Origin of the sequence: Alcanivorax sp., from assembly GCF_002726155.1 — a bacterium.
Taxonomy (GTDB): Bacteria; Pseudomonadota; Gammaproteobacteria; order Pseudomonadales; family Alcanivoracaceae; genus Alcanivorax.
Genome location: NZ_PBSH01000009.1, coordinates 1 through 24353, shown reverse-complemented (window position 1 = coordinate 24353; position 24353 = coordinate 1). Strand labels below are relative to the sequence as shown.

At 57.4% G+C, this 24353-nt stretch carries 25 protein-coding genes; 15 read left to right on the top strand and 10 right to left on the bottom strand.

Annotation, left to right across the window (positions count from 1 at the left end; all coding sequences use genetic code 11):
- Positions 1 to 5: 5 nt before the first annotated feature.
- The 8 genes from relA to CL546_RS03175 all read left to right on the top strand — a co-directional run bounded on the left by relA (position 6) and on the right by CL546_RS03175 (position 8313).
- A complete protein-coding gene (gene relA, locus CL546_RS03210) occupies positions 6 to 2246 on the top strand; it encodes a GTP diphosphokinase (RefSeq protein ID WP_290492992.1) in 2241 nt (746 codons plus the stop codon).
- Positions 2247 to 2384: 138 nt separating this feature from the next.
- Positions 2385 to 3167 carry a nucleoside triphosphate pyrophosphohydrolase gene (gene mazG / locus CL546_RS03205; RefSeq protein ID WP_290492991.1) on the top strand — a complete coding sequence of 261 codons (783 nt, stop codon included), beginning with the start codon at positions 2385 to 2387 and terminating at the stop codon, positions 3165 to 3167.
- 177 nt (positions 3168 to 3344) lie between these two features.
- Entirely contained in the window at positions 3345 to 4349 is a 1005-nt protein-coding gene (locus CL546_RS03200) for a porin (protein WP_290492990.1), read from the top strand.
- Positions 4350 to 4770: 421 nt separating this feature from the next.
- On the top strand, positions 4771 to 5232 hold the full coding sequence (locus CL546_RS03195; protein WP_290492989.1) for a MarR family winged helix-turn-helix transcriptional regulator: 462 nt from the start codon (positions 4771 to 4773) through the stop codon (positions 5230 to 5232).
- A 99-nt stretch (positions 5233 to 5331) separates the two neighbouring features.
- Complete coding sequence (locus CL546_RS03190; protein WP_290492988.1) at positions 5332 to 5760, top strand: organic hydroperoxide resistance protein; 429 nt, start codon at positions 5332 to 5334, stop codon at positions 5758 to 5760.
- 166 nt (positions 5761 to 5926) lie between these two features.
- Positions 5927 to 6742 (top strand): YbaY family lipoprotein, encoded by an 816-nt coding sequence (locus CL546_RS03185; RefSeq protein ID WP_290492987.1) that lies wholly within the window; start codon positions 5927 to 5929, stop codon positions 6740 to 6742.
- A 72-nt stretch (positions 6743 to 6814) separates the two neighbouring features.
- A complete protein-coding gene (locus CL546_RS16525; RefSeq protein ID WP_366603467.1) occupies positions 6815 to 7186 on the top strand; it encodes a DUF3302 domain-containing protein in 372 nt (123 codons plus the stop codon).
- Positions 7186 to 8313 carry an HlyD family secretion protein gene (locus CL546_RS03175; RefSeq protein WP_290492986.1) on the top strand — a complete coding sequence of 376 codons (1128 nt, stop codon included), beginning with the start codon at positions 7186 to 7188 and terminating at the stop codon, positions 8311 to 8313. The genes CL546_RS16525 and CL546_RS03175 overlap by 1 nt, the downstream gene beginning before the upstream one ends.
- Here the strand turns inward: CL546_RS03175 and CL546_RS03170 are convergent.
- Positions 8307 to 8600 carry a hypothetical protein gene (locus CL546_RS03170; protein ID WP_290492985.1) on the bottom strand — a complete coding sequence of 98 codons (294 nt, stop codon included), beginning with the start codon at positions 8598 to 8600 and terminating at the stop codon, positions 8307 to 8309. The genes CL546_RS03175 and CL546_RS03170 overlap by 7 nt on opposite strands.
- A gap of 28 nt (positions 8601 to 8628) precedes the next feature.
- Between CL546_RS03170 and CL546_RS03165 the strand changes: the two genes are divergently transcribed.
- The 3 genes from CL546_RS03165 (at position 8629) to CL546_RS03155 (ending at position 10625) form a co-directional block, all read left to right on the top strand.
- Positions 8629 to 9252 carry an IMPACT family protein gene (locus CL546_RS03165; RefSeq protein WP_290492984.1) on the top strand — a complete coding sequence of 208 codons (624 nt, stop codon included), beginning with the start codon at positions 8629 to 8631 and terminating at the stop codon, positions 9250 to 9252.
- Between the two features lie 89 nt (positions 9253 to 9341).
- A complete protein-coding gene (locus tag CL546_RS03160; protein ID WP_290492983.1) occupies positions 9342 to 9749 on the top strand; it encodes a DUF1330 domain-containing protein in 408 nt (135 codons plus the stop codon).
- Between the two features lie 126 nt (positions 9750 to 9875).
- The gene (locus tag CL546_RS03155) at positions 9876 to 10625 is read left to right on the top strand and encodes a dienelactone hydrolase family protein (RefSeq protein WP_290492982.1); all 750 of its coding nucleotides are present in this window, start codon (positions 9876 to 9878) and stop codon (positions 10623 to 10625) included.
- A 111-nt stretch (positions 10626 to 10736) separates the two neighbouring features.
- Here the strand turns inward: CL546_RS03155 and CL546_RS03150 are convergent, their stop codons facing one another.
- Together CL546_RS03150 and nth are read right to left on the bottom strand one after the other, a co-directional pair.
- Positions 10737 to 11180: a DUF3617 domain-containing protein gene (locus CL546_RS03150; RefSeq protein WP_290492981.1), complete on the bottom strand. Its 444-nt coding sequence runs from the start codon at positions 11178 to 11180 to the stop codon at positions 10737 to 10739.
- A gap of 59 nt (positions 11181 to 11239) precedes the next feature.
- Positions 11240 to 11878, bottom strand: coding sequence for an endonuclease III (gene nth / locus CL546_RS03145; protein WP_290492980.1), 639 nt, complete (start codon positions 11876 to 11878; stop codon positions 11240 to 11242).
- Positions 11879 to 11994: 116 nt separating this feature from the next.
- Between nth and gltS the strand changes: the two genes are divergently transcribed.
- Complete coding sequence (gene gltS, locus CL546_RS03140; protein ID WP_290492979.1) at positions 11995 to 13179, top strand: sodium/glutamate symporter; 1185 nt, start codon at positions 11995 to 11997, stop codon at positions 13177 to 13179.
- An 83-nt stretch (positions 13180 to 13262) separates the two neighbouring features.
- Here gltS and CL546_RS03135 read toward each other — a convergent pair whose 3' ends face one another.
- Positions 13263 to 13793, bottom strand: a complete 531-nt coding sequence (locus CL546_RS03135) for a glycine zipper 2TM domain-containing protein (protein WP_290492978.1) — start codon at positions 13791 to 13793, stop codon at positions 13263 to 13265.
- A gap of 264 nt (positions 13794 to 14057) precedes the next feature.
- Between CL546_RS03135 and CL546_RS03130 the strand changes: the two genes are divergently transcribed.
- The gene (locus CL546_RS03130; RefSeq protein WP_290492977.1) at positions 14058 to 14522 is read left to right on the top strand and encodes a hypothetical protein; all 465 of its coding nucleotides are present in this window, start codon (positions 14058 to 14060) and stop codon (positions 14520 to 14522) included.
- Between the two features lie 189 nt (positions 14523 to 14711).
- On the opposite strand, the gene CL546_RS03125 is transcribed toward CL546_RS03130, so the two are convergent.
- The 6 genes from CL546_RS03125 to rsxA all read right to left on the bottom strand — a co-directional run bounded on the left by CL546_RS03125 (position 14712) and on the right by rsxA (position 21464).
- Positions 14712 to 15425, bottom strand: coding sequence for an electron transport complex subunit E (locus CL546_RS03125; protein ID WP_290492976.1), 714 nt, complete (start codon positions 15423 to 15425; stop codon positions 14712 to 14714).
- Positions 15418 to 16065 carry an electron transport complex subunit RsxG gene (gene rsxG, locus CL546_RS03120; RefSeq protein WP_290492975.1) on the bottom strand — a complete coding sequence of 216 codons (648 nt, stop codon included), beginning with the start codon at positions 16063 to 16065 and terminating at the stop codon, positions 15418 to 15420. Before rsxG ends, CL546_RS03125 begins: the two co-directional genes overlap by 8 nt.
- Positions 16065 to 17093 carry an electron transport complex subunit RsxD gene (gene rsxD / locus CL546_RS03115; RefSeq protein ID WP_290492974.1) on the bottom strand — a complete coding sequence of 343 codons (1029 nt, stop codon included), beginning with the start codon at positions 17091 to 17093 and terminating at the stop codon, positions 16065 to 16067. The genes rsxG and rsxD overlap by 1 nt, the downstream gene beginning before the upstream one ends.
- A 94-nt stretch (positions 17094 to 17187) precedes the next feature.
- Positions 17188 to 20154, bottom strand: coding sequence for an electron transport complex subunit RsxC (rsxC, locus tag CL546_RS03110; protein ID WP_290492973.1), 2967 nt, complete (start codon positions 20152 to 20154; stop codon positions 17188 to 17190).
- Between the two features lie 82 nt (positions 20155 to 20236).
- The gene (rsxB, locus tag CL546_RS03105; protein ID WP_290492972.1) at positions 20237 to 20821 is read right to left on the bottom strand and encodes an electron transport complex subunit RsxB; all 585 of its coding nucleotides are present in this window, start codon (positions 20819 to 20821) and stop codon (positions 20237 to 20239) included.
- Positions 20822 to 20879: 58 nt separating this feature from the next.
- Complete coding sequence (gene rsxA / locus CL546_RS03100) at positions 20880 to 21464, bottom strand: electron transport complex subunit RsxA (protein ID WP_007150071.1); 585 nt, start codon at positions 21462 to 21464, stop codon at positions 20880 to 20882.
- 285 nt (positions 21465 to 21749) lie between these two features.
- On the opposite strand from rsxA, the gene CL546_RS03095 reads away from it, so the two are divergent.
- On the top strand, positions 21750 to 22877 hold the full coding sequence (locus CL546_RS03095) for an aminotransferase class V-fold PLP-dependent enzyme (RefSeq protein ID WP_290492971.1): 1128 nt from the start codon (positions 21750 to 21752) through the stop codon (positions 22875 to 22877).
- Between the two features lie 82 nt (positions 22878 to 22959).
- A complete protein-coding gene (locus CL546_RS03090) occupies positions 22960 to 23604 on the top strand; it encodes an esterase/lipase family protein (RefSeq protein WP_290492970.1) in 645 nt (214 codons plus the stop codon).
- The last annotated feature ends 749 nt before the right edge of the window (positions 23605 to 24353 follow it).

Here is a 24353-nt window from a genome sequence, read left to right as displayed (position 1 = left end):
CTGCCATGGTAACGGTAAGGCGACAGCCCTCAGAAGGTTCCATAGTTCACTGGCGTGACTGGATAACGCAGTTGGAAAACCGTGCACCTGTCCGCGAGCGGGCATTGCTGGAACAGGCCTGCGAACGCGCTGAGCAATGTCAGCTTGCCGGTGAAGCTGCGGGTCGGGTATGGCCTTACGGCAAAGGGTGCCTGGATATCGGCCTGGAAATGGGCGAAGTGCTGGTGGACCTGGGAGCCGACAGCGATATTCTTCCTGCGGCTATCCTTTACCGGGCAGTCCGGGAAGGGCAAATCACCTTGCTGGAAGTGGAAAAGGAATTCGGCCCGGATGTGGCCAACCTGATCGAAGGCGTGCTGCGCATGGCGGCGATCAGTACCTCGCTCAACCCCACCCGCAAGGCCGTACTGGGCCAGCAGGATGGTCAGCTGGATAACATGCGCAAGATGCTGGTGGCCATGGTCGACGACGTGCGCGTCGCCCTGGTCAAGCTTGCGGAACGAACGGTGATCATTCGTGCGGTCAAGGAGTCGGAGCCGGAGCGCCAGCGCAAGGTGGCCCAGGAAATCTTCGATATCTACGCGCCGCTGGCTCACCGGCTGGGTGTTGGCCAGTTGAAGTGGGAGCTGGAGGATCTGTCCTTCCGTTACCTGCAACCGGGCGCCTACAAGAAAATTGCCAAGCTGCTGGATGAGAAGCGTCTGGTACGTGAAGAGTACATTGATAATGTGCTGGAGCACTTACGCGGCTATCTGGAAAAGAACGGTATCAGTGGCGCCGAGGTCAATGGGCGCGCCAAGCACATTTACAGCATCTGGCGGAAAATGCAGAAAAAGCACCTGGACTTCGGTGAAGTCTATGACGTGCGTGCGGTGCGTATTCTGGTGCCGCAAGTGCGCGACTGCTATGCCGCGCTGGGTGTTGTGCATTCTCTGTGGCAACACGTGCCCAAGGAATTCGACGATTACATCGCCAGCCCCAAGGGCAATGGTTACCAGAGCCTGCATACGGCGGTGGTAGGTCCGGAACGCAAGATGCTGGAGGTACAAATTCGTACCTTCGATATGCATGAAGAAGCGGAGCTGGGTGTCTGTGCCCATTGGCGCTACAAGGAAGGCGCCAAGAAAGGCAAAAGTGGTGTTACCGATTACGAGCAACGGATTACCTGGCTGCGTCAGGTGCTCGAATGGCACGAAGAGCTTGGTGACGACAGTCCGGATGCCATGGTCGACGAGCTGCGCCACGGCCTGGTCAGCGACCGGGTGTATGTTTTCACCCCGGAAGGCCATGTGGTAGATCTGGAAGCGGGGGCCACGCCGGTGGATTTCGCCTATCACATCCATACCGAAGTAGGGCATCGCTGCCGGGGCGCCAAGGTGAACGGTCAAATCGTGCCGTTGAACTACAGCCTCAATACCGGTGAGCAGGTCACTATCCTCACCACCAAGGAAGGCGGCCCCAGCCGTGACTGGCTGACCCCGTCATTGGGCTATGTGGCCACGTCATCCGCCCGGGCGAGAATCCAGCAATGGTTCAAACGTCAGGATCGTGATGTGCATATCGTTCAGGGCCGGACCATCCTGGAAAAGGAGATGTCGCGGCTGGCGCTGGAAAAAGTGGATCTGGATACCCTGGCGCCGCACCTCAATCTGAAAACCGGTGACGATGTATTGGCGTCGTTGGGTGCGGGCGACCTGCGCCCGGGGCATGTGGTCAATCAGGTGCAGGCCCTGCAGCCGGACCATAACCAGCAGGAAATGGAGTTCGTTCCGGCCAAGCCGAAAGCCTCCACCAGCGGCGATATCACCATTCATGGGGTGGGGAATCTGCTCACTCATATGGCCGGCTGCTGCCAGCCGGTGCCGGGCGATCAGGTCATGGGTTTTATTACCCAGGGGCGGGGCGTTACCGTTCACCGAGCCGACTGTGAGAAGTTGCTGGCCATGCAGGGCGATGACCCTAACCGGGTAATCGAAGTGACCTGGGGCGAAGCCGACCGGATTACCTATCCGGTGGATGTGTTCCTGCGCGCCTGGGATCGTCAGGGCCTGCTCAAGGATGTGATTGCCGTGCTGGCCAATGAAAAGGTCAACGTGACCGCCGTGCATACCCAGTCCCATCAGGATGATAACACCGCCACCATGCTGCTCACCCTGGAGATCGCCACCCTGGGGAACCTGGGCAAGGTGCTTGCCAAGATGGATCAACTGAAAGGTGTGTTGGAAGTGCGGCGCTACAAGAAATAGCAATTAATAATTAATAATGAATAGTTAATAACGAAAACCGAAGGGCATGCCCGCGCCAAGAATTTTGCCTTTCGTTATTAATTATTCATTCCGGTTCTGCATGATTCGCAAGCCATGCCACTATCAGCAGGGGAAAGCATGTCTACAACTCCCATCGAATCTCTCCTCTCCATCATGTCCCGCCTGCGCGACCCGGAAACCGGCTGCCCTTGGGACATCAAGCAGGACTTCGATTCCATTGCGCCTTATACCATTGAAGAAGCCTTCGAAGTGGCCGAGGCCATTGCCCAGCGGGACTATCCGGAATTGAAGGAAGAGTTGGGCGACCTGTTGCTGCAAGTGGTTTTCCATTCGCAAATGGCGCGAGAGCAGGGGCTGTTTGATTTCAATGAAGTGGTTCAGGTGCTGTGTGACAAGATGGTACGGCGCCACCCTCATGTCTTTGCGGATACCGAAGCGGGTGATGAGCAGGCGGTAAAGGCTAACTGGGAACAGATCAAGCAACAGGAACGCGCCCGCAAGGGGCGCGAACACTCCAGCGCCATTGATGGCGTACCGGAGGGCCTGCCCGCACTGCAACGGGCCGGCAAGGTTCAGAAGAAAGCCGCCAAGATTGGCTTTGACTGGCAGGCACCGGAACCCGTGCGTGAACAGGTTGACCGGGAGCTGGCGGAGCTGGACGAAGCACTCTCAAATGGTCACAAAGAGGCCATAGAAGATGAGTTCGGCGATGTGCTTTTTACCCTTGTAAACCTGTCCCGCCACCTGAAAATCGACCCGGAACAAGCGCTTCGCCGAGCAACCAACAAGTTTGAACGTCGCTTTCGCACCATGGAGCGACAGCAGCCCAACTCTTTGAAATTATTAGATGAAAACGCGTTGGAAACCGCCTGGAAACAAGCGAAAAAATCTGCAGATTGACCTTCAATAACCCCTCCTTGTTCCTGTGAAATAAAAACTTCACATAAGAGAAACTTTTCAGTCATCCACTCTCCCCATACTGCGCCACCAAGCAGTAAACGTTACCTCGCTTGGTTGGGGTTTCAGTCACGCTGTTACTTTGCATACAAAATATTGCCTGATTGAAGGAGTGTTGGAATGAAGAAGAATTTGCTTGCGATCGCTGTGGGGGCTGCCGTAGCCATGCCTGGCCTGGCCCTGGCCGATGGCCCGACTGTTTACGGTAAAGTGAACGTTTCCCTGGAAAACGCCGAGTTCGACGATGGTGTGAACCCCAGCGACGACGCATGGGAGCTGAACAGCAATGCTTCTCGTCTGGGTGTTAAAGGTGATTTCGATCTGGACGTAGCTGGCCTGAAAGCCATTTACCAGGCTGAATTTGAAATCAGCGTAGACGACGGCGACAAAAGCGGCCAGACCTTCACCCAACGTAACATCTACGGTGGTTTGAAAGGCGGCTTCGGTACCCTGAAGGCGGGTAAATTCGATACCCCCACCAAGAAAGCCCAGGGCAAGATTGACCAGTTCAATGATATCGGTGGCGATATCAAGAACGTTCTGTCTGGCGAAAACCGGGTTTCCAACATCATTCAGTACAGCACTCCTGCCCTGGGTGACCTCGTAACCCTGAACGCTGCATTCATTCCTGCAGAAAACAACGACATCGACGGCGACGGCGATCCGGAAACTGGCCTGGCGGACACCATCTCCGTGTCTCTGGTTGCTGAAAAAGACATGTTCTACGGTGCCATCTCTCACGATGCGGACATGACCGACGAGCTGATCACCGATGAAACCGGTACCAGCCCGGCCATCGACATCACTCGTGTAGCTCTTGGTCTGAAGCCGGGCAACTTCGAAATCGGCGCACTGTTCCAGACTGCTGAAGAAACTGAAGCGGACGGCGAAGAAACCTCCTACATCCTGAGCGGTGCTTTCAAGATTGATCGCGTGAAGCTGAAAGCCCAGTACGGCATGACTGAAGGTGACGTATCCGACGAAGAAGCGACTCAGGTAAGCCTGGGTGCAGACTACAAACTGGCCAAAGCCAGCAAAGTCTACGCTTACGGTACGCAGCTTGAGTTTGATCTGGCTGACACCGAAGAAACCATCTTCGGTATCGGTATGGAACACAAGTTCTAAAGAAAAAAGCTCAGGCAGCATCGACTGCCTGAGTAGATGTTCCTCGACGCAAGTAACAGTTGCCCGCCTTTTGGCGGGCTTTTTTTGAGTTCATCGCGGATTAGAGTGAAAAATACGTTCTAGTCTTTTAACAGGATTGCCGCGAACCTCTCGCACTTTGCATGACGCTCAACGTCGAACGCCAAACGAGAAAACCACACAAACAGGAAAAAACCTGCTCCAACGCCGCTGTAGGCGTTTCCTCTGGAGGGACGAACAATAATTCCCTGCCAACGGTTTTTCAGCGAGAGAAAGTCGAAGAGCGTGTCTTGATAAAGGCGTTAGGCGCCTTGGCGTTCAGGCGCCCAGTAGCCTCACGCTGGGTAAATGATGATTTCTTGGGAAGCTTGCAATTAAATAGTGCGCTATTTATTATGGCGCTATGAGTGACGACGCTAAATCAGAAAATTCACTGCTCGATCTGGATATGCAGGTCTGTTTTGCCCTGTATTCCGCCCAGTTGGCGATGAACAAGGTCTACCGCAAGCTGCTGAAGACGCTTGGGCTGACGTACCCCCAATACTTGGTGATGATGGTGCTGTGGGAGAAAGATGGTCAGTCCGTGTCGGAAATCGGCGATCGCCTGTATCTGGATTCCGCCACGCTGACACCCCTGTTGAAGCGTCTGGAGAGCGCCGAGTTGGTGAAGCGTGCTCGCTCCCGGGCGGATGAAAGGCAGGTGGAGATACGTCTGACCGGGCAGGGCAAGAAACTGCGGAAATCGGCCGAGGCCGTTCCTGAAGCCGTACTCTGCTCTACCCAGTGTGAGCCTGACCAATTGCTGCAGTTGCGCAATGACTTGCATTCATTGCGTCGCCGCCTGGCGAGTAGCGACCTGAACTAGGTTGGCAAAATTCATTGGGTAATATTTTTGGTATTTTTTTTACTGACAAATAAATAGTGCACTATTTAATAGTGCACTTTAAGTGAAAGGAGAATGATGATGAGCTTGGAAAAAGTATTGTACGAAGCGACAGCCACAGCGACCGGCGGTCGAGATGGCAAGGCCAACAGTGATGATGGCCAGTTGAGTGTGAAGCTTGCCACCCCGAAGGCGTTGGGCGGTTCAGGCGGTGAAGGCACAAACCCGGAGCAGTTGTTTGCGGCGGGCTATTCCGCCTGTTTTCTCGGCGCCTTGAAGCTGGTTGCCGGGAAGGCCAAGGTCGCATTGCCGGAGGACACGGCGATTACCGGGCAGGTCGGCATTGGCCCGCTGGGTGGCGGCTTCGGCATTCAAGCGACACTCAATGTCCATATTCCGGGCCTGGAAAAAAACGAAGCGCAGGCCCTGGTGGAAAATGCACATCAGGTTTGCCCGTACTCCAATGCCACTCGCGGTAACATTGATGTGGAGCTGGTGGTGACGGTCTAGGACGCCTCTGAAAGCGCCTGCTTGCGTAGGTGTTTTCAATAAAGCGTAAAAGAAGCAGCCTGAGGGCTGCTTTTTTGTGCTCGCTTCGTTTTACTGGTGTGAAAAGCGGTGGAACCGGGCTTCTGCCGTTGAGTCTGATGATAAAGCCCAACTTGAGGACACGCCCATGATGACCAGAACCCATGCTCTCTTTTCTTCATTGTTGCTTGGGGCTGCTTTGGCCCTTGCCGGTTGTGATCAGCCAGAATCGGATGCGCAAGGTTTGCCGGATGATCGGGCGAAACAGGAAAACGCCCAACAGCGAGTGCTCGCCGGGAAGGTCATGTATCGCGAGCGGATGGCAATGCCACCGCAAGCAACAGTGACGGTCACGTTGGCAGATGTATCCCGAATGGATGCTCCGGCCAGAATGATCGCTGAACAGCAGATTGATAACCCGGGCAATGTGCCGGTGCCTTTCGCATTGCGCTATGACAAGTCCTTTGCCGATAACGATCATCCGATGGCGTATGCAGTGCGTGCGGAGATTCGTGATGGTGATGGGCGTTTGCTCTGGACGACCACTCAGCGCCACACAGTGGAGCTTGGCGACAAGGAAGCGAACCGGAATATTACCGTGATGCTGGAGCGTGTAGCAGACAGTGCATCAGCCCAACCCGTCACCGATAAAGCACAAGCTAAAGCGGATGGGGCCAGTTTCTGGGCTACCGGTAACGAACCGGGTTGGCACTTGGCGGTTTACCCGGAGGAGCGGCTGGTCTTCGTGTGGGACTACGGCAATAGCAGCATGACGACCCCGAACCCGGGTGCCAAAACCGAGGGCGCGGAAACTATTTACATGGCTACCACGGAGACCGGTGCCCTGAAAGTGGAAATCAGTGAGCAGGACTGTGAAGACGTGATGAGTGGTGAAGCCTTTCCCTATCAAGTGAAAGTGACTCGCAACAGTACCTTGTACAGCGGTTGTGGCCAGGATCTGTAACACGGATATCTGCTAGCATTAGCACGGGTGGCCGGAAGGGGCCGCGTTCATAACGAAAAAAGGACGGCCGGAATGTTGAGTTATGTGGCCCTGGGCCTGCTGTTTTTTGTGGCGTTGGTGCTGTTTTACGGCATCATCGCCATTCACGATATCCCTTACGACATTGCCAAAAGCCGTAACCATCCCCACCAGGATGCGATCCACGTGGCGGGCTGGGTCAGTCTTTTCACCTTGCATGTGATGTGGCCGTTTTTATGGATCTGGGCCACGCTCTATCGACCTGAGCGAGGTTGGGGGTTTCAGCAGATAGAAGAAAATCAACGCACCGATGAAGCCCAGTTGGCTGCGCTACAGGAAAAACTGGACGCCCAGTCCGAGCGGTTAGCTCGGCTTGAGCAGGCACTGGCGCAGAAGACAGGCCAGAGCGGGGAGGGGACTCTCTGATGGAAACCTTATTGCTCCTTACCTACGCCGCTATCTGTATTTTTATCTTCAAGGTATTCAAGGTTCCGTTGAACAAGTGGACCGTTCCTACTGCGGTTCTGGGTGGCATTGTGTTGGTCGGTGGGTTGGTGTTGTTCATGAACTATAACCATCCGTTCACCGATAAAGTGCGCCAGGTATATGTGGTTACACCACTGGTGTCGGAAGTGCGCGCTCGCGTGCTGGATGTACCGGTAAAAGCGAACACGCGGGTGAAGAAAGGCGAGGCACTGGTGGTGCTGGACAGCACCCGGTTTGAAGCCCGCGTGGCTCAACTTGAGGCGCAATTGGCAGACATGGGCCAACTGGCTCAGGGTAATGTGGCCGCAGTGGCACAGGCGCGGGCCAAAGTTGCCCAGGCAACCGCGAAACGGGACCAGGCCGTGCGTACTCTGCGGCGCTACGAGGGCGCGGCCTCCGCATTCAGCAAGCAACAGATCGATACCCAACGTGAACGTGTCGTTGCCACCAATGCCGATCTTGATGCGACGAAAGCGGCGCTGGCCAAGGCTGAGACAGAACTGAGCGGTGAAGTGGATGGTGATGATCCCTCTGTGGCTGCGGTTAAAGCGCAGCTTGAAGAGGCCAGATTCAATCTGGAAAACACTATCATTAGGGCGCCGACCGATGGTTTTGTCACGCAATTGGCCGTATTGCCGGGGATGATGGCGGTGCCTTTGCCCCTGAAACCTCTGGCCAACTTCGTTAGTGATCAAGAGCGGCGTTTTGTGGCGGCGTTTCGCCAGCAGTCGTTGTTGCGGCTGCAACCGGGCTCTGAAGCGGAGCTGACCTTCACATCTTTGCCGGGCCAGGTCTTTAGCGCGAAACTGGTTGAGGTGTTGCCGACCATCGCCGAATCGCAACTGGCTGCAGGACAGCAGCTGGTTGGTGGGGAAGCGTTTCAGCGCATGGATAACGAGACCCTGACAATGATCGAGATTGAGAAGAACGAGGCCGTTGAAGCGTTGCCGTTGGGGGTAAGTGCTCAGGCGGCGGTGTACTCAGAGCACTTCCACCACGTGGCGATCATGCGGCAGATCTTGTTGAGAATGATGAGCTGGCAGCATTATCTTTATCTGGATCACTGATACTTGTCGTTATGATCCTGTGATGTTGCAGTGCGGGCGGCCTTTGGGCCGCCCGTTTTCGTTGCGGGGGCGAGTAAATGGTAGATAAACCGGCCCACGCCTAGCCAGAGCAGCAGGTTGAGGATAAGAAAGAAAACGCTGCCATCGTTGTAGAGCGCGTGGGTGAGCGGCCCGAACACAATGCCGCTGACCAGCAAGGCCATGAAAATGGCTAGCTGCCGGCGTCGGCGCAGGCTGTCGAGGGACGTTTGGGGGCGCATGGGCATGGTAATGAGCGGTTCGGTCACAGGGGGAATTACCTTACCATACCGTCCTGTGTTCTATCTGTCCCGGAGGCTGCCCATCGACGGTTACCCAGTTCCTGCATCGCCGATTGATCGCGAAATCGTCATCAATAAAAGCCGTTTTATTACCTGGCTGAGACCGGTTACTCACCGTGAAGACGCCATGGCGATTGTTGACGAGGCCCGTCAGCGTTACCCGGATGCTTCCCATCATTGTTATGCCTATTTGCTGGGCAATCCCGCCTCCGCACAGGCTGCAATGAATGACGATGGTGAGCCTTCCGGTACGGCGGGAAAGCCCATTTTTAATGTCATCCAGCACAAAGGCATGAGCGATGTGCTGGTGGTAGTGATCCGATATTTCGGTGGCGTAAAGTTGGGAGCGGGTGGCCTGGTGCGAGCCTATGCGGCAGCGGCGGAATCTGTGTTGTCGGCGGTGGAACCTGTGGAGCATGCTCCGCAGACATCCGTGCAGCTCGACGTGCCGTTTGCATTGGAGCAGCGCATTCGGCTTTGGGCAGGGCAAAACGCTGCGCAGGTCGAAGAGGTGATATACGGGCAGCAGGTACGCATGACGGTGCTTTGTCTGGCAGCGGATCGTGAAGACCTGCTTGCGTTGTGCGCTGCAGAACAGATAACCGTGATCAGCTCATGATACTGACTACTTTGTCGGTTGTTATGTCGTAATCCGCCCTTTTCCTTGCCGGCCTGACCCGGCAGGCTGGAAAGAAAAGGAGCCTTGTTATGAGTGATAAACCTGTCATTGATCCAAACCCTAAAAAATTGCCGGAAATCTTTGCGTCTCTTCCGGCAGATACGCCCATTGTGATGCTCAACCTGCTGCGTTTTAAGGACACGGCTGTCTACAAGGATGGCGAGGCGGATTACAGTGGCCGCGAGGCTTATCAGAAATATTCCGACGTGGCTTTTGGCAAGGTGCGTGGTGTGGGCGGTGAGATGGTGTGGAAGGGCAAGGCACTGGCGGGGGTGATCGCGCCAGAGGGTGAGCAGTGGGATGATGTGTTACTGGTTCGCTACCCCTCCAAAGACGCCTTTGCCGCCATGTTGGCGGACCCGGAATACAAGGAAGCAACTCGACATCGCACTGCCGCCCTGCGGGAAGCCCGGTTGGTGGCCATGCAGGAAAGCTGACGTTCCGTTATTCCGTGATGAATAGATAACGAAAAACGCGGGTCGAGTGGCCCGGTTGGACAGGGGAGGCCCTGAGCGTTAGTAGTAGTCTCACTGTTTCGTTATTCACTATTCAATGGTGTTGTCATGTCCAACCAACCTGTAGGCATTCCCATTCCCGGCGGCCATACCATGCGTGCCCGCTGGCTGCGCCCTGACAACCCTCACCCGCACAAGGCGGCGGTGATCGCCATCCACGATATCTTCGGTTATACCGATGATATTGAACGCATTGCCCAACGCCTGGCGGATAATGGTTATCCGGTGTTGGTCCCGGATCTTTATGATCTGCCTGGCAGCAAGGCGTTGTGTGTGGTCAAGACCCTGAAAGCCCATGAAACAGGCAAAGGCCCAGCCTTTGCCCAGCTGGAAGCTTGTCGTGAATGGTTGCTGGCCCAAAGCGAAGAGCCAGTGACCCAGGTGGGGGTAATGGGGTTTTGCATGGGGGGGCGATTCGCTGTGCTGTATGCCAGCCAGGCGCCTGTGCAAGTCGTCGCGCCCTTTTACGGCGGTATGCCCAAAAAGGCCGAGACGTTGCGTGGCATTTGCCCCGCTGTGGGTGGCTGGGGCAAGCAGGATATGCTTTACGGTGATCACGGTGAGCGATTGGCTAGCCATATGGAGGCGCTCGGTGTTCCCCACGATATCCGTAGCTATGACGACGTAGGCCATTCCTTCATGAACGACCACCAGACCTTCACGTTTAAGAAGCTGGGTCCCTTGCCGCCGCTACGATCAAAATTCGACGCAGGCGCCTCAGAGGACAGCTGGCAACGTGTGCTGGCGTTCTTCGAGAAAGTCTTCAGCGGTGAGCTGAGTGCTGCGCCTGAGGGATGATGCCTGACGCCAAAAGCCGCTCAAGTTGCCCGGCCGGTTTTGTTTAGTCGGCCGTCAGGCATTCGGCATCAGGCAACTTCGCCTCCCTGTCCCTCAATACCGCGATGAGCCTTACTTATCGCAGGCACCGAGCCATTTGGCTTCGCTGTGGGTGGTCATGGACTGCTTGTTGCCGGTGACCGTGATACTGGTGCTGTAGTGTTTGGCATTATGCAGCACCATTTCACCGCGGATTTTGGTGGGGCTGTTGCTGCCGGGCATTTTGCAGCTGGTGCTCCAGTGCAGAGTCTTGCCGCTACGGGTCACTTCGCCGGCCCCACAGCCTTCCTGTTTCCACGTGTCGCGCATGGCCATTTCCGGATCGGCCGCCTGGGCTTGTGTCAGGCATTCCTTGCGGACCTGATTGCGCATGGCGTCGGGTACTGCAGGTGAATTCAGTTTGGCGGTAATCTCCCAGAGGCCGGGGGTGAGTTCATTGGCCTGGGTTGCCAGCGAGGCAAGGCTCAGAGGGAGGGCAGTCAGCAAGCACAGGCCAAATCGGGTAACAGTATTCATAACGATTCCCTTCGCGAGTACAGGTTAAGGCTGCTCCCCGAGCTCGCGCCAGCGCCGGTTCAGGCGGGGCGCTGGCTGAGGGGGTATTCGCACAGATCCGCGATCAGGCAATCACCGCATTTGGGCTTGCGGGCCATGCAGACATAGCGGCCATGCAGAATCAGCCAGTGATGAGCATCGCGCAGAAATTCCTCCGGCACCAGTCGTACCAGTCGTTTTTCGACCTCCAGTACGTTTTTGCCCGGGGCAATACGGGTGCGGTTGGATACCCGAAAGATGTGGGTATCCACTGCCATGGTGGGGTAGCCATAGGCGGTGTTAAGCACCACATTGGCGGTTTTTCGCCCCACGCCGGGTAGCGCTTCCAGCTCCTCACGGGTGCGCGGGACCTGGCTGTCGTGCTGTTCGATCAAAATTCGGCACAACTGGATGATGTTTTCGGCCTTGGAGTTAAACAGGCCGATGGTCTTGATGTACTCTTTAAGCCCGTCGACGCCCAGAGCAAAGATGGCTTGCGGCGTATTCGCCACCGGATACAGGCGTGCGGTGGCTTTATTGACGCCAACATCCGTGGCCTGGGCCGAAAGCACTACGGCAACCAGCAGTTCAAAGTCCGACTGGTACTCCAGTTCAGTGGTCGGGTGCGGGTTCTGGGCACGCAGGCGGGAAAAAATTTCGGTACGTTTTTCGCGATTCATAGCATCTTCCTGTGTTCGCGAGGCAGTATAGCGGATGAAGCGCCGAGTGTGAGGGAGGCTCCCTCGATGCTGCGGCTTGTCAGGCCCTCATAGAGGGGCCAAAGAAGGAGAGTTAGATGCAGTTTTCCGCCATGGAAACCCTGATGATTGCCCTGCTGGTACTGGGCACAGGTCAGTGGCTGGTGCACCGGATTTCCATCCTTTCCCGGCTGAATATGCCGGAGCCCGTGGTGGGTGGCTTGCTGGCCACCATCATCGTAACGGGGCTTCAAATAGGTGGTGTTTCCCTGACATTCGATGAAAGCATGAAAGTGCCCTCCATGCTGTTTTTCTTCGGGGCCGTCGGGTTGGCCGCCGATTTCCGCCTTCTCAAGCAGGGAGGCTGGGCCATGCTGCTGTTTGCGGTGCTGGTGATTGTGCTGGTCGCCTTGCAGGACCTGGCCGGGGTTGGCATGGCCAAGTTAATGGGGCTTGAACCCTACTACGGGCTGATTGGCGGTTCGGTCACCATGACCGGTGGCCATGGAACCGGCGCGGCCTGGGCCAGTGTATTCGAGAAGGATTTTGGGCTCACCGGTGTGTCTGAGCTGGCAGCGGCGTCGGCCACATTTGGTTTGGTATTCGGGGCCTTGCTGGGCGGCCCGCTGGCCATGTTCCTGATTCGTCGCTACCGCATTGCCGCGCCGGCCCATGGGGCAGCCGAAGATGACGCGGCCTACGACAAGGCTGAACGGCCACACCCCATTTCAGCGGGCAGCGTGATCCGCATTCTCATGCTGCTTTCGGTGGGCGTGGTGGTCGGTAAGGTGGCAGCGGAAGAGTTCGCTTCCGTGTTCCGCCTGCCGACGTTCGTATGGGTGTTGTTTGTCTGTATCCTGTTGGGCAATACCGCACGCCGCTTGTGGCGCGTTAACGATGCAACCATTGATGTGGTGGGTAATACCGCACTGGGCATTTTCCTGGCCATTACCCTGATGAGTTTGCAGTTGCTGCAGTTGGTGGATCTGGCACTGCCTATGCTGGCGATGCTGATCGGGCAAGTGTTGTTGGCGCTCACGTTTATCACCTTCGTGACTTTCCGCCTGATGGGGCGCAACTATGATTCGGCGGTGTTGTGTGCCGGTCATTGCGGCTTTGCCATGGGCGCGACGCCAACCGCTGTGGCGAATATTCAGGCGGTGACGCAACACCATGGCCCGTCGCCGTTAGCGTTTATTATTGTGCCGGTTGTGGGGGGCTTTATCGTGGATATTGCCAATGCCACGATTATACAGACGTTTGTATCTGTGTTGTCTGGCTGATCGCCAGCAGACTGGCTCTTGTGGCGTGCCGATAAGGCACAAAAAAGCCCGCGGTTGCGGGCTTTTTTGTGCGCGGATGAGGGTTACTGAATTACCACGTCACCGTCTTCGATGCGCAGGCGGTCGCCGGGTTTTTTGTCCATGCGAATGGTTTCTTCACTGTCATTGAAGGTGTAGGTCACGTCGTAGCCTTCAGTGCGGCTTTTGTTTTCCATCACCGTGTTACAACGCTGTTCCGTGGTGGTGTAGGTATTTTTTTCCTGCATCCCTTTCTGGATCTGGTTACCGGCGACACCGCCGGCAATCGCGCCACCCGCAGTTGCGGCATCCTTGCCGCTACCGCCACCAAATTGGTGACCAACCACACCACCGATAACCGCACCGACCACGCTGCCGGTAACCCGGTGTTGATCCTTGACGGGTTTCTTGCGCTCAACATTAACCTGCTGACAAACCTCGCGCGGTTCCTGCCAGGTTTTCACAATGGGTTCCACGTCTACCACTTTGGCATAGCCTGATTTTTGTGGGGTTACTGCCTGATAGGCTCCATAGCCCACGCCTGCGACGGCCACGGCACCCACAATACTCAGGGCGGCAATTGCTGCGCTTTTCATGGCTCACTCCTTTTCCGTTATTTGCCAGTTAGAGCCAGTCTGACATAGAGAGTTCGTCTTGAGACGGAGAACAATTGCAAAAGAGTGTGAAGGTAAAAGATAGGTAAAAAATCACCGCAGCGTTATGCTATTGTCCGCCTGTGCAGCGGTTTGCAGTGCCAGGATCGGGAACAATTCTGGCGTACTGGTTAGTACTCTTATTGGGTATTTTATCGCCGGGATTCATGATTATTCACCGTCACAAAGGTGCATACGGGGGGACGTATGGAACAGAGTGTGGGGGCAATAGCCACTGACGCTGCGCAACTGGATGCGCAGTTGCAGGCAGAATATTTCCACCTCACCAGCTTGATTGATTCGTTTGATCAGAAGTCGCTGACCATCAAGGCCTGGAGTGTGACCCTGGCTGGAATTCTGGCGGGGTCAGGGGCGTTTTTTGACCGCCCGGCACTGCTGTGGGTTGGGGTAGTGGGAAGCTTGCTGTTCTGGTTGGTGGAAGGGCACTGGAAGGCATTTCAGTCTGCCCATTATGCGCGTATCGAAAAAATCGAGGCGCATTTTCGTGGCGAGGTTGACGAAATAGCCCCCTTCCAGAGCGCCGATAGCTGGGAACGCAGCCGCCGCGCTGGTGGCATGAAAGAACTGCTGCGCATCCTGCGCTGGCGCCACGTGTTTCTGCCGCACGGGCTGGTGGCGGTGGCGTTATTGGTAGTAGCGTTGGTGCTGTAGGAGCGGCGCTTGAGCCGCGAAAACGGTTGCCGTAGGAGTGTCGCTGGCGGCGCGATAACAACAGCGGCGAGTTGCGAGAAGCGAGTTTCGAAAAGCAGAATCTCAAAGAGCAGACGTTTCAGGCTTTCGCGACCCGGAACGACTTTATCGCGCCGCCGGCGACGCTCCTACGCGGGTGCAGTGGTGCGCTTAACTGACTTTACCGGTGGTGCGTACCCGGCGGCTGACTTTGGGTTCGTCGCTGGCTTTACGTTTTTGGACTTCTTTCAGGTGTTTGTCGATCACGTTCTTGCCGGCGATGATCAGGCCCAGGCCCAGGAAGGCCCCGGGAGGCAGGACGGCCAGCAGGAAACCACCGTAGTTGTCGATGACAGTGAGTTCCCAGTTGGCCGCCATGGGCCCGAACAGCAGCTGCATGTTGGTGAACAGGGTGCCCTGGCCAACCAGTTCACGCATGCCGCCCAGAATCAGCAGGATTACCAGGAAGCCCAAGCCCATCATGAAACCGTCCACCATGGAGGGCAGGATGGCATTCTTGCTGGCAAAGGCATCGGCGCGGCCGAGCACGGCGCAGTTGGTCACGATCAGCGGAATGAAGATGCCGAGGATTTCGTACAGCTCGAACGTGTAGGCCTGCATCAGCATTTCGATCACCGTGACCATGGCGGCGATAATCATCACAAAGGCGGGTAGACGCACCGCATCAGTGACGTAATTGCGAATCAGCGAGACACAGGCGTTGGAGCCCATCAGCACCACTAGCGTTGCCAAGCCCAGGCCCATGGCATTCACCACGGAACCGGTGACCGCAAGCAATGGACACAGGCCAAGAATCTGCACGGTGGCCGGGTTGTTATTCCACAAGCCATCCATGCTGATTTTTTTGTAGTTCACATCACTCATCACAGGTCTCCACCGGGGTGGTGTCCGCAGGGGCACTGAAGAGATTGTTTTGGTTGGCCGCAAAATACTGCAACGCACGGTGCACTGCACCGACCACCGCCCGAGGGGTAATGGTGGCGCCGGTAAAGCTGTCGAAGTTGCCGCCATCTTTTTTCACGGCCCAGCCCGATGGGCCGGGGTTATCCAGAGAATGGCCGTTGAAACCCAGAATCCAGTCGGATTTCTTGGTTTCGATGCTGTCGCCCAGACCCGGGGTTTCATTGTGTGGCGGCACCACACGAACGCCCTGGACCTGCCCTTGCGTATCCACGCCAACAATCAAGGCAATGGCGCCACCGTAACCGTCTGGCGCGGTGGCTTCCAGTACGGCGCCGTTGTCCTCGCCATTGAGGCGGGCCCGATAGAGGTGGTGCTCGTTGCGGCCCAGCAGCGGGTCGCTCACGGTGATGCGGTCGGTGAGCAAATCGTTGTCGTGCTGGTCGTGAGGCATGACCTGGTTCAGCGATGTCATCAGTGCTTGTTGTTTATTGCAACGGACCTGATCCAGCGTGGCTTCGTTGGTAATGGCCAGGGTGGCGGCGGTACCGATGGCAAACAGCCCGAGGATGACCGCGTTCTTGGTGATGGCATGGCGCATCATCAGCTGACCCCTCGATTGGATGACTTGTGCCCGTAGGTTCGCGGCTGGGTGTAGTAATCAATAAAGGGCGCAGACAAGTTCAACAGCAATACCGAAAACGCCACCGCGTCCGGGTAGCCGCCAAAGCTGCGAATCACCCAGATCAGCACGCCGATCAGCAGTGCATAGATCAGGCGGCCCGTGCGGCTGGTGGCGGCGCTGACCGGGTCGGTGGCGATAAAGAACGCGCCCAGCATGGCGCCGCCGGAAAACAGCTGGAAGAGGGGATCCGCAAAGCGCACCGGATCAATCAGCCAGGCCAGCAGGGCAGGCAGGCCCAGGCCGGCGAGAAAGCCGACAGGAATGTGCCAGGTGATGATCTTGCGGCTGATCAGATACAGGCCGCCCAGCAGAAACGCCAGATTGACCCATTCCCAGCCCAGCCCGGCAAACTGGCCATGCAGAATGCCCTGGTTAGCCAGCGCGTTTGCGGTGTCAGTGGCAGAACTCTGGACCGTGCGGAACGTGTCCAGGGGAGTGGCGCCGCTAAGGCCATCCACCGGAAGCTGCCCGGTGAACAGCTGCCAGCTTTGCACAAACGATAGTGGCTCACCGGGCGCCAGCCACTGGGTCATGGCCACCGGGAAGGAAATCAGCAGCAGCACATAACCGACCATGGCCGGGTTGAAGGGGTTCATGCCCAGCCCGCCATAGAGTTGCTTGGCCACGATGATGGCAAAGCTCACGCCGATCAGGGTCAGCCACCAGGGGGCGGTGGGCGGCAGGGCGAGCCCGAGCAAAACGGCGGTGACCACGGCACTGTAGTCTTTCAGGTAGAAGGCGATGTTGCGCCCTCGGGCTTTCAGGAACAGTGCCTCGCTGACCAGCGCAACGATGACCGCCCACAGCACATTGATCACCGAACCCCAGCCGAACTGCCAGGTGAGGACGGCAAGGCCAGGCAGGGTGGCGTAGATCACCTGGCGCATGAAGGCACCGGTGTTGTTTTTCACCGTGGCATGGGGGGAGGTGGACGTAATCAGGCTCATGCCGGTTCAGCCCTTGCCGTTCTGACGGCGGAGAATTTTCGCCCTAGTGCTTTTCCCCGTGAAGCCTGTTGCGTGATGGCGTGCCAGCGTTGTGTCATTCTGCCAATCCTTGTTCTTCTACCGCCTGCTTGAGCGCCTTGCGGGCAATCTGGGTTTCGCTTTCAAGGGCCTGGAGTTCCGAGCTAAGGGCTTCCAGAGTGTCTTCTGATGCGCTGCTGCGTTGTTGTTCCAGTTCCTGCTGCTTGTCGGCCAGGGCGCTTTCTGCACGCGCAGCTTCCAGCTTCAGGGTTTTCAAATCCTTGCCGGTGTGGGCGCGGATATCCGCCTTGGCTTCTTCGACGAGTGCGTCCAGCGCATCGCGGGCGTTGTCCGCCTTGGCCTTGAGCTTGTCGATCTTGCCTTGCATAGCCTGAAGTTCGTCGGCGCTGGCGGTTTCATTACGCTCGGCGCGCTCGTAGGCAGCGTGGGCTTCCTTGTATTGTTTGTGCGCCATGTTATAGGCGGTTTTCAGGCCCTTCAGCCGTTTCTGGCGCTTGGCTGCCTGCTCTGGATCCACCTCGGCCAATGATTGCGGTGCCTGTTCTTCCGGCACGGCGGGGCTATCCGTGGTGGCGGTTGTTGCCGGCGCCGCTTTCGGCGTGGGCGGTGCTGCGGCCTTGGCATCGCGCAGCTCTACCTTTAGCTGATCCGCGATGGCTTTCAGCCGGCCGGCTTCGCTGTGCAGGTCTGCCGCGTTGCCGGCGCCGTCTTCGTCGGCTTGCTTGGCCGCTTTTACCGCCGCCTTGTAGGCCAGTGAGGCATCACCAACTTGCTTCTTCAACGCGGCTACCGGATCCGGTTGTTCGGCCGCCGCTGCGGTAGAGGCTGTGGGTGCGACAGGAGCAGGGGATGCCGGTGCGTTGGCCTTGGCGTCACGCAGATCGGCTTTCAATTGATCCGCCACTGCTTTCAGGCGATCCGCTTCGGCACGCAGGTCCGCCGCATTATCAGCGCCGTCTTCGTCTGCTTGCTTGGCGGTTTTGACGGCGGCCTTGTAGGCGGAGGAGGCGTCACCGACCTGTTTCTTCAACTCGGCTACCGGATCCGCCTGAGTGACCGGAGCGGCAGAGGCGGGGGCATTGGTCTTGGCCTCGCGCAGTTCCGCCTTGAGTGCATCGGCGGCGGCTTTTAGTTGGTCTGCTTCGGCTTTCAACTCAGCCACATTGTCAGCGCCTTCCGCTTCGGCGGCCTTGGCCACTTTCACTGCCGCCTTATAAGCGCTGGAGGCATCACCGACCTGTTTCTTGAGCTTGGCCACCGTATCTTCTGCGGGAGCTGCCGCAACGGGGGCGCCGTCTTTGGCATCACGCACAGCCGCTTTGGCCTTGTCTGCCACGGCTTTAAGGCGGTCCGCTTCGGCTTTCAGCTCAGCCAGGTTGTCGGCGCCTTCCGCCTCAGCAGCCTTGGCCGCTTTCACCGCCGCTTTGTAGGCTTTGGAAGCGTCCAGTGAAGCTTGCTTCAGCGCGGCCACATCCACGGTGCTGGCCGCCGTCGGACCGGCTTCTTTCTTCTTGCGGTTGGCTTCCAGGCGCGCCTGCCGGCGGGCTTCTTTTTCCGCCTGCTCCTGTTCAATGCGTGCCTGGCGCGCTTCGAAGCGCTGGCGGGCCTTGTCGGCTTTTACCTGATCCGCCGCCTGCTGACGGACTTCGGCCTTGGCATAGCGATAGTACTGCACCAACGGGATATGGCTGGGGCAGACATAGGCGCAGGCACCGCATTCGATGCAGTCCATGAGATTGTGATGCTGCGCTTTTTCCAGATCGTCATTTTTGGCGTGCCAGTACAGTTGCTGGGGTAGCAGGTTGGCCGGGCACACTTCCGCGCAGGAGCCACAGCGAATGCAGGGTTGCTCCGGTGGCGGTTCCGGCAGTTCTTCCGGGCTGGCGGCGATGATGCAGTTTGTGGTTTTCACCACGGGCACGCCCGGGTTGTGCAGGGTGAAGCCCATCATTGGCCCACCCATGACCAGCCGGCCGATGTCCAGCCCCGCCAGATTGCCGTGTGCCAGTAAGTCGCGCACCGGGGTTCCCAGCAGCACCTCGTAGTTACCGGGCTGGCTGACGCCGTCGCCGGTGAGGGTGGTGACCCGGGAAATCAATGGTTCGCCATCACATACGGCCCGCTTGATGGCATAGGCGGTGCCCACGTTCTGGCAGACCACACCGACTTGGGCGGGCAATTGACCACTGGCGACTTCCTTGCCGGTGAGCAACTGAATCAGCTGCTTCTCGCCGCCGGAGGGGTATTTGGTGGGCACTACGCGCACTTCGATATCGCAGCCCTTGCAGGCCCGCTTGATCGCGGAAATGGCCTCGGGCTTGTTGTCTTCGATCCCGATTAAGGTGCGACGGGGGTTGAGCAAATACTGAAGAATATGGATGCCGGTGATGATTTGCTCGGCGCGCTCGCGCATCAGGCGATCGTCGGCGGTGATGTAGGGTTCGCACTCCACCGCATTGATGATTAGCTGCTCGACGCGCTGATGGTCGCCAAGGTTTACCTTGATGCTGGTAGGAAAGCCTGCGCCGCCCATACCGGCAATGCCGGCGTGGCGAATCAGATCGACCAGCTCAGCCGGGCTTTTTTCGGTGTAGTCGATGGTGCCCTGATGCTCAATCCACTGATCTTCGCCATCGGTGTCGATGACGATACAGACCGCATCCATGCCTGAGGGGTGTTGAATGGGGCGCGGACCGATGGCGCTGACCGTACCGGAGGTTGGCGCATGGATCGCGGCGCTTACGGCACCGATGGGCTCGGCAATCATCTGCCCTTTGAGAACCTTGTCACCGGGTGCCACCAGCGGTTTAGCCGGTGCGCCGATGTGCATGTTCAGCGGTAATATCAGCTGTTGCGGTAGCGGGCCGGCGGTGATGGGCGTGCCGTTGGACAGGTGCTTCATTTCCGGCGGGTGGATGCCGCCATGGAAGTCATGAATCTTCGCCGGACGCCGAATGCCCGATGTCAGACGCGCAAAAACAGAGCGCGTTTTTCGGGTTTTGTTTGTTTGCGCTTGGCTCATTTTCGAACCCCGGCCTTGGCGTTCAACGTTCGCAGGCTGCACGGTGCAAGCGTCTGGCGTGCTGCGTGTGGCGTGAAGCGTCTCATAAATTCACCACCTCAATGCGGCTGTCCGGGCGCTCACCAATCCCGGCCGGGCGCTGCCAGCCCCAGGTTTGCAAGGTCGGCTTCACTTCCAGCATATCGATACAGTCCACCGGACAGGGTTCCACACAGAGGTCGCAGCCGGTGCATTCATCAACAATGACGGTGTGCATCAACTTGGCGGCGCCGACGATGGCATCCACCGGGCAGGCCTGGATGCATTTGGTGCAACCAATGCACTCGTCTTCGCGGATGTAGGCGACCTTGGCCACGTTGGCATCTTCGGCGCCTTCGTCATCCAGGGTTAGCTCTTCACGACCCAGCAGGTCGGATAGTGCCACCACGGTGTCCTGCCCGCCGGGTGGGCAGCGGTTGTGTTCTTCGCCCTCGGCAATGGCTTCCGCGTAGGGGCGGCAGCCCGGGTGGCCACACTGACCGCACTGGGTTTGCGGCAGCAGCGAATCAATCTGCTCGACGATCGGGTCGCCTTCTACCTTGAATTTTTCCGAAGCAAAGCCGAGCACGGCACCGAACACGGCCGCCAAAGCCAACAACGCTGCCACAGCGATTAACACAGCGGTCATGGGCGCACTCCATTTATCTGCGTGCAGGCGTGATGCGTGTTTGCATGCAAGCGGCTTCTCATAACTTGATCAACCCGGAAAAGCCCATGAATGCCAGTGACATGAGACCGGCGGTGATCAGGCCGATGCTGGGGCCGCGAAAGGCTTCGGGTACATCGGCCACGGCAATGCGTTCGCGCATGGCGGCAAACAGGATCAGCACCAGGGAAAAGCCCAGCGCGGCCCCGAAACCGTAGGTCAGAGAGGACATAAAGGTGGCATCTTCCTGGCGCACATTCAGCAGGGCGACGCCCAGCACTGCACAGTTGGAAGTGATCAGCGGCAAAAAGACCCCGAGCACCCGGTAGAGCAGCGGGCTGGCTTTTTTCACGAACATTTCGGTGAACTGCACGGCCACCGCAATCACCAGAATAAAGCTGATGGTGCGCAGGTATTCCAGCTCAAAGGGCACCAGAATGTAGGCCCAGGTCAGGTAGGCAAGCACCGAGGACAGCGTCAGCACGAAAGTGGTGGCCAAGGACATGCCCATGGCGGTTTCCACTTTATTGGACACCCCCATAAACGGACACAGCCCGAGGAACTGCACCAGCACGAAATTGTTTACCAGCACAGCGCTGATCAGAATCAGGACGTACTCAGTCATGTGATCGCAGGCTCGCTTGCCGAAAAAATAGGAGTAGACGCCATGTTTACATGTCATCAAGGGCGCATAGTATGAGGCAGCGCCTGTATACGCTCAAGAATGATAGCGAATAAGCTTAATAGACAAGGGAGTACAGGTCATTGGCCGTCTTTTGAACAGTTGAGCCGGCTTTTGCCACTATTTTGCGGTTGAAGGCGGGCAAACGGTTGCGGTGCGCCGGTCAATCCAGTATCCAAGACAGACGAAAAACCCCGTACCCGTAACCTGGCTGATTGGGAGAGACCCGTGCCCGCTTTACCCCGCGATTTTGACCGTGACGGTCTGCTCGAATACTCCGTGGTTTTCACCGACCGTTCCCTGAACCATATGTCACAGCGTTTCCAGCAAGTGATGCGGGATATCTCGTCGACCCTGAAGCAGGTCTATAACGCGCATTCAGTGGCGGTGGTGCCCGGTGGCGGCAGCTATGGCATGGAAGCGGTGGCCCGTCAGTTCGCCACCGATCAGTCCTGCCTGGTGATTCGCAATGGTTTCTTCAGCTTCCGCTGGAGCCAGATCTTCGAGATGGGCAAGATCCCTTCGAAGGAAACCGTCCTCAAGGCTTCCCCGGTCAATGACCAGCCGCAAGCCGCGTTCGCTCCGGCGCCCATTGAAGAGGTGGTCGCAACTATTAAGGCTGAAAAGCCGGCCATGGTGTTTGCGCCCCATGTGGAAACGGCCTCCGGCATCATTTTGCCCGATGACTACATCAAGCAAGTGGCGGAGGCAGTGCATAGTGTAGGTGGCTTGTTCGTGCTCGACTGTATCGCTTCCGGCACCATTTGGGTGGATATGCAGGCTTGTGGCGTCGACGTGCTGATCAGCGCGCCACAAAAAGGCTGGAGCAGCTCGCCCTGCAGCGCCCTGGTCATGCTCAGTGAGGCCGCAGAAAAGCGCCTGCACGAAACCACCAGCACCAGCTTCGCCTGCGACCTACGCAAATGGCGCGACATCATGATTGCTTATGAAAACGGTGGCCACGCCTACCACGCCACCATGCCTACTGATGCGTTGACCGGTTTCCGCGACACCATGATGGAAACCGTGGAGCGCGGCCTGGAGACCGTTAAAGCCGAACAGTGGCAGCTGGGCAAGGCCGTACGCGCCCTGATGGCCGAGCACGGCTTTGCCAGCGTGGCCGCCCCGGGTTTTGAAGCCCCGGGTGTGGTGGTGTCCTACACCGGTGACGATGGCATCAAAAGCGGTGCGGCGTTTATCGCGCAAGGCCTGCAGACCGCCGGCGGTGTGCCGCTCATGTGCGACGAACCGGCGGACTTCAAGACCTTCCGCGTGGGCTTGTTCGGCCTGGATAAGCTCGGTGATGTGGATGCAGCGGTTGCCCGCCTCAAGACTGCGCTGGAACAGCTAGGTTAGACCCGTGAGTGGCCGGGCAGGGGCGCTGGCGTTTTCGCTTGCGTGCCTGCTGGCCTGGCCCGCAGCACAGGCGGAGGAAAACATGAAAGAACCGCAGTGTGTTGTGCTGCTTCATGGCCTGGCCAGAACCGCCCATGCCATGAAGAAAATGGAAACCGCCCTGGATAAAACCGGTTATACGGTGGTGAACCAGGGTTACCCCTCGACAAAACACCCTATTCAAACCCTCGCGGCGGAGACCCTTCCCGCTGCGTTAGCGCAATGCCCCGACGAAGGCAGCGTCCATTTCGTTACCCACTCCATGGGCGGCATCCTGCTGCGCCAGTACCTCAGCGAACACACCATTCCCCGCCTTGGCCGAACCGTGATGCTCGGCCCGCCAAATCAGGGCAGCGAAGTGGTGGATCGTTTGGGTGCCTGGGCACCATTTCAATGGTTCAACGGTCCCGCCGGCAGCCAGATGGGCACCGGCGCGGACAGCGTTCCCACTCAGCTCGGTCCGGTGGATTTCCCTGTCGGCATCATCGCCGGCAATCAGACCATCAACTTCCTGCTCTCCACACAATTACCCGGCCCGAACGATGGCAAGGTCACCGTAGAAAGGACCAAAGTCGAAGGCATGCAGGATCATCTGGTCCTGCCGGTGACGCATCCGTTCATGATGCGGAATAGGGACGTGATTGAGCAGGTGAAGGTGTTTTTGGCGACGGGTGCGTTCAGCAAGTAGGGATTGCGATTCCCCTTTTCAGCGGAAGCTTCCGCTGAACCCGGAAAGGGAAATGCCAACATGTTGATTTGGTGGATCTTTGATTTTTCTGTCTCAGAGTTCAAAGGAAAAGAGTTATAAGGAACGTTCCGCATAACTCCGTGTAGGAGATTGGCTATAGCATCTTAACCTATTGTTATGGCAGGATTTTCCTCGGGGTTGCACTCCTTGGTTTCAGAGTTATGAGGAACCGAGTTATGTGGAACGTTCTAACTAATACGCTGTTATGTGCGGTAAGGGGCTATGGGCATAACTTATAATCACCGTCATTTAGGCATCTTCTCTAGGCCTCTGGTCACGATCGAAGATGATTGCTTTTACTATAAAAATAGTAGGTATACCCACAGCGATATAAAGAACGTAAGAGTGGTCGGCGGTGGCGGGCAGCCTCAGCGTATGGGCGTTAAGCTGGTGGACGGGAGGCTCTTATTGGTAAATGCCGTTGCACTGGAGCGAGATGGAGTCAAGGCCAAAACAGGGTTTCTGTCTGGGACAAATAGTTTCTTCGAGGAGCTTCGTGAATTCTTCGAAGGGTCGAGCACATAACAAGCGGCGGCAGGCGGATCAAGTTTCCGCTCCTTCGTCGCTACAACTTGTCCGCTGCGCCGGGCGTTAGGTGAATATGAAAACAGTCACGCTTATTCTGCTCTGTCTGTTGCCGCTTAAGGTTCTGGCGCAATGTCCAGTCTGGAAGCCAGATATTAGGTTTG

Coding starts and splice junctions, on each gene's coding strand:
- relA (WP_290492992.1), top strand. CDS start 6: ATGGTAACGGTAAGGCGACAGCCCTCAGAAGGTTCCATAGTTCACTGG.
- mazG (WP_290492991.1), top strand. CDS start 2,385: ATGTCTACAACTCCCATCGAATCTCTCCTCTCCATCATGTCCCGCCTG.
- CL546_RS03200 (WP_290492990.1), top strand. CDS start 3,345: ATGAAGAAGAATTTGCTTGCGATCGCTGTGGGGGCTGCCGTAGCCATG.
- CL546_RS03195 (WP_290492989.1), top strand. CDS start 4,771: ATGAGTGACGACGCTAAATCAGAAAATTCACTGCTCGATCTGGATATG.
- CL546_RS03190 (WP_290492988.1), top strand. CDS start 5,332: ATGAGCTTGGAAAAAGTATTGTACGAAGCGACAGCCACAGCGACCGGC.
- CL546_RS03185 (WP_290492987.1), top strand. CDS start 5,927: ATGATGACCAGAACCCATGCTCTCTTTTCTTCATTGTTGCTTGGGGCT.
- CL546_RS16525 (WP_366603467.1), top strand. CDS start 6,815: ATGTTGAGTTATGTGGCCCTGGGCCTGCTGTTTTTTGTGGCGTTGGTG.
- CL546_RS03175 (WP_290492986.1), top strand. CDS start 7,186: ATGGAAACCTTATTGCTCCTTACCTACGCCGCTATCTGTATTTTTATC.
- CL546_RS03160 (WP_290492983.1), top strand. CDS start 9,342: ATGAGTGATAAACCTGTCATTGATCCAAACCCTAAAAAATTGCCGGAA.
- CL546_RS03155 (WP_290492982.1), top strand. CDS start 9,876: ATGTCCAACCAACCTGTAGGCATTCCCATTCCCGGCGGCCATACCATG.
- CL546_RS03150 (WP_290492981.1), bottom strand. CDS start 11,180: ATGAATACTGTTACCCGATTTGGCCTGTGCTTGCTGACTGCCCTCCCT.
- nth (WP_290492980.1), bottom strand. CDS start 11,878: ATGAATCGCGAAAAACGTACCGAAATTTTTTCCCGCCTGCGTGCCCAG.
- gltS (WP_290492979.1), top strand. CDS start 11,995: ATGCAGTTTTCCGCCATGGAAACCCTGATGATTGCCCTGCTGGTACTG.
- CL546_RS03135 (WP_290492978.1), bottom strand. CDS start 13,793: ATGAAAAGCGCAGCAATTGCCGCCCTGAGTATTGTGGGTGCCGTGGCC.
- CL546_RS03130 (WP_290492977.1), top strand. CDS start 14,058: ATGGAACAGAGTGTGGGGGCAATAGCCACTGACGCTGCGCAACTGGAT.
- CL546_RS03125 (WP_290492976.1), bottom strand. CDS start 15,425: ATGAGTGATGTGAACTACAAAAAAATCAGCATGGATGGCTTGTGGAAT.
- rsxG (WP_290492975.1), bottom strand. CDS start 16,065: ATGATGCGCCATGCCATCACCAAGAACGCGGTCATCCTCGGGCTGTTT.
- rsxD (WP_290492974.1), bottom strand. CDS start 17,093: ATGAGCCTGATTACGTCCACCTCCCCCCATGCCACGGTGAAAAACAAC.
- rsxC (WP_290492973.1), bottom strand. CDS start 20,154: ATGAGCCAAGCGCAAACAAACAAAACCCGAAAAACGCGCTCTGTTTTT.
- rsxB (WP_290492972.1), bottom strand. CDS start 20,821: ATGACCGCTGTGTTAATCGCTGTGGCAGCGTTGTTGGCTTTGGCGGCC.
- rsxA (WP_007150071.1), bottom strand. CDS start 21,464: ATGACTGAGTACGTCCTGATTCTGATCAGCGCTGTGCTGGTAAACAAT.
- CL546_RS03090 (WP_290492970.1), top strand. CDS start 22,960: ATGAAAGAACCGCAGTGTGTTGTGCTGCTTCATGGCCTGGCCAGAACC.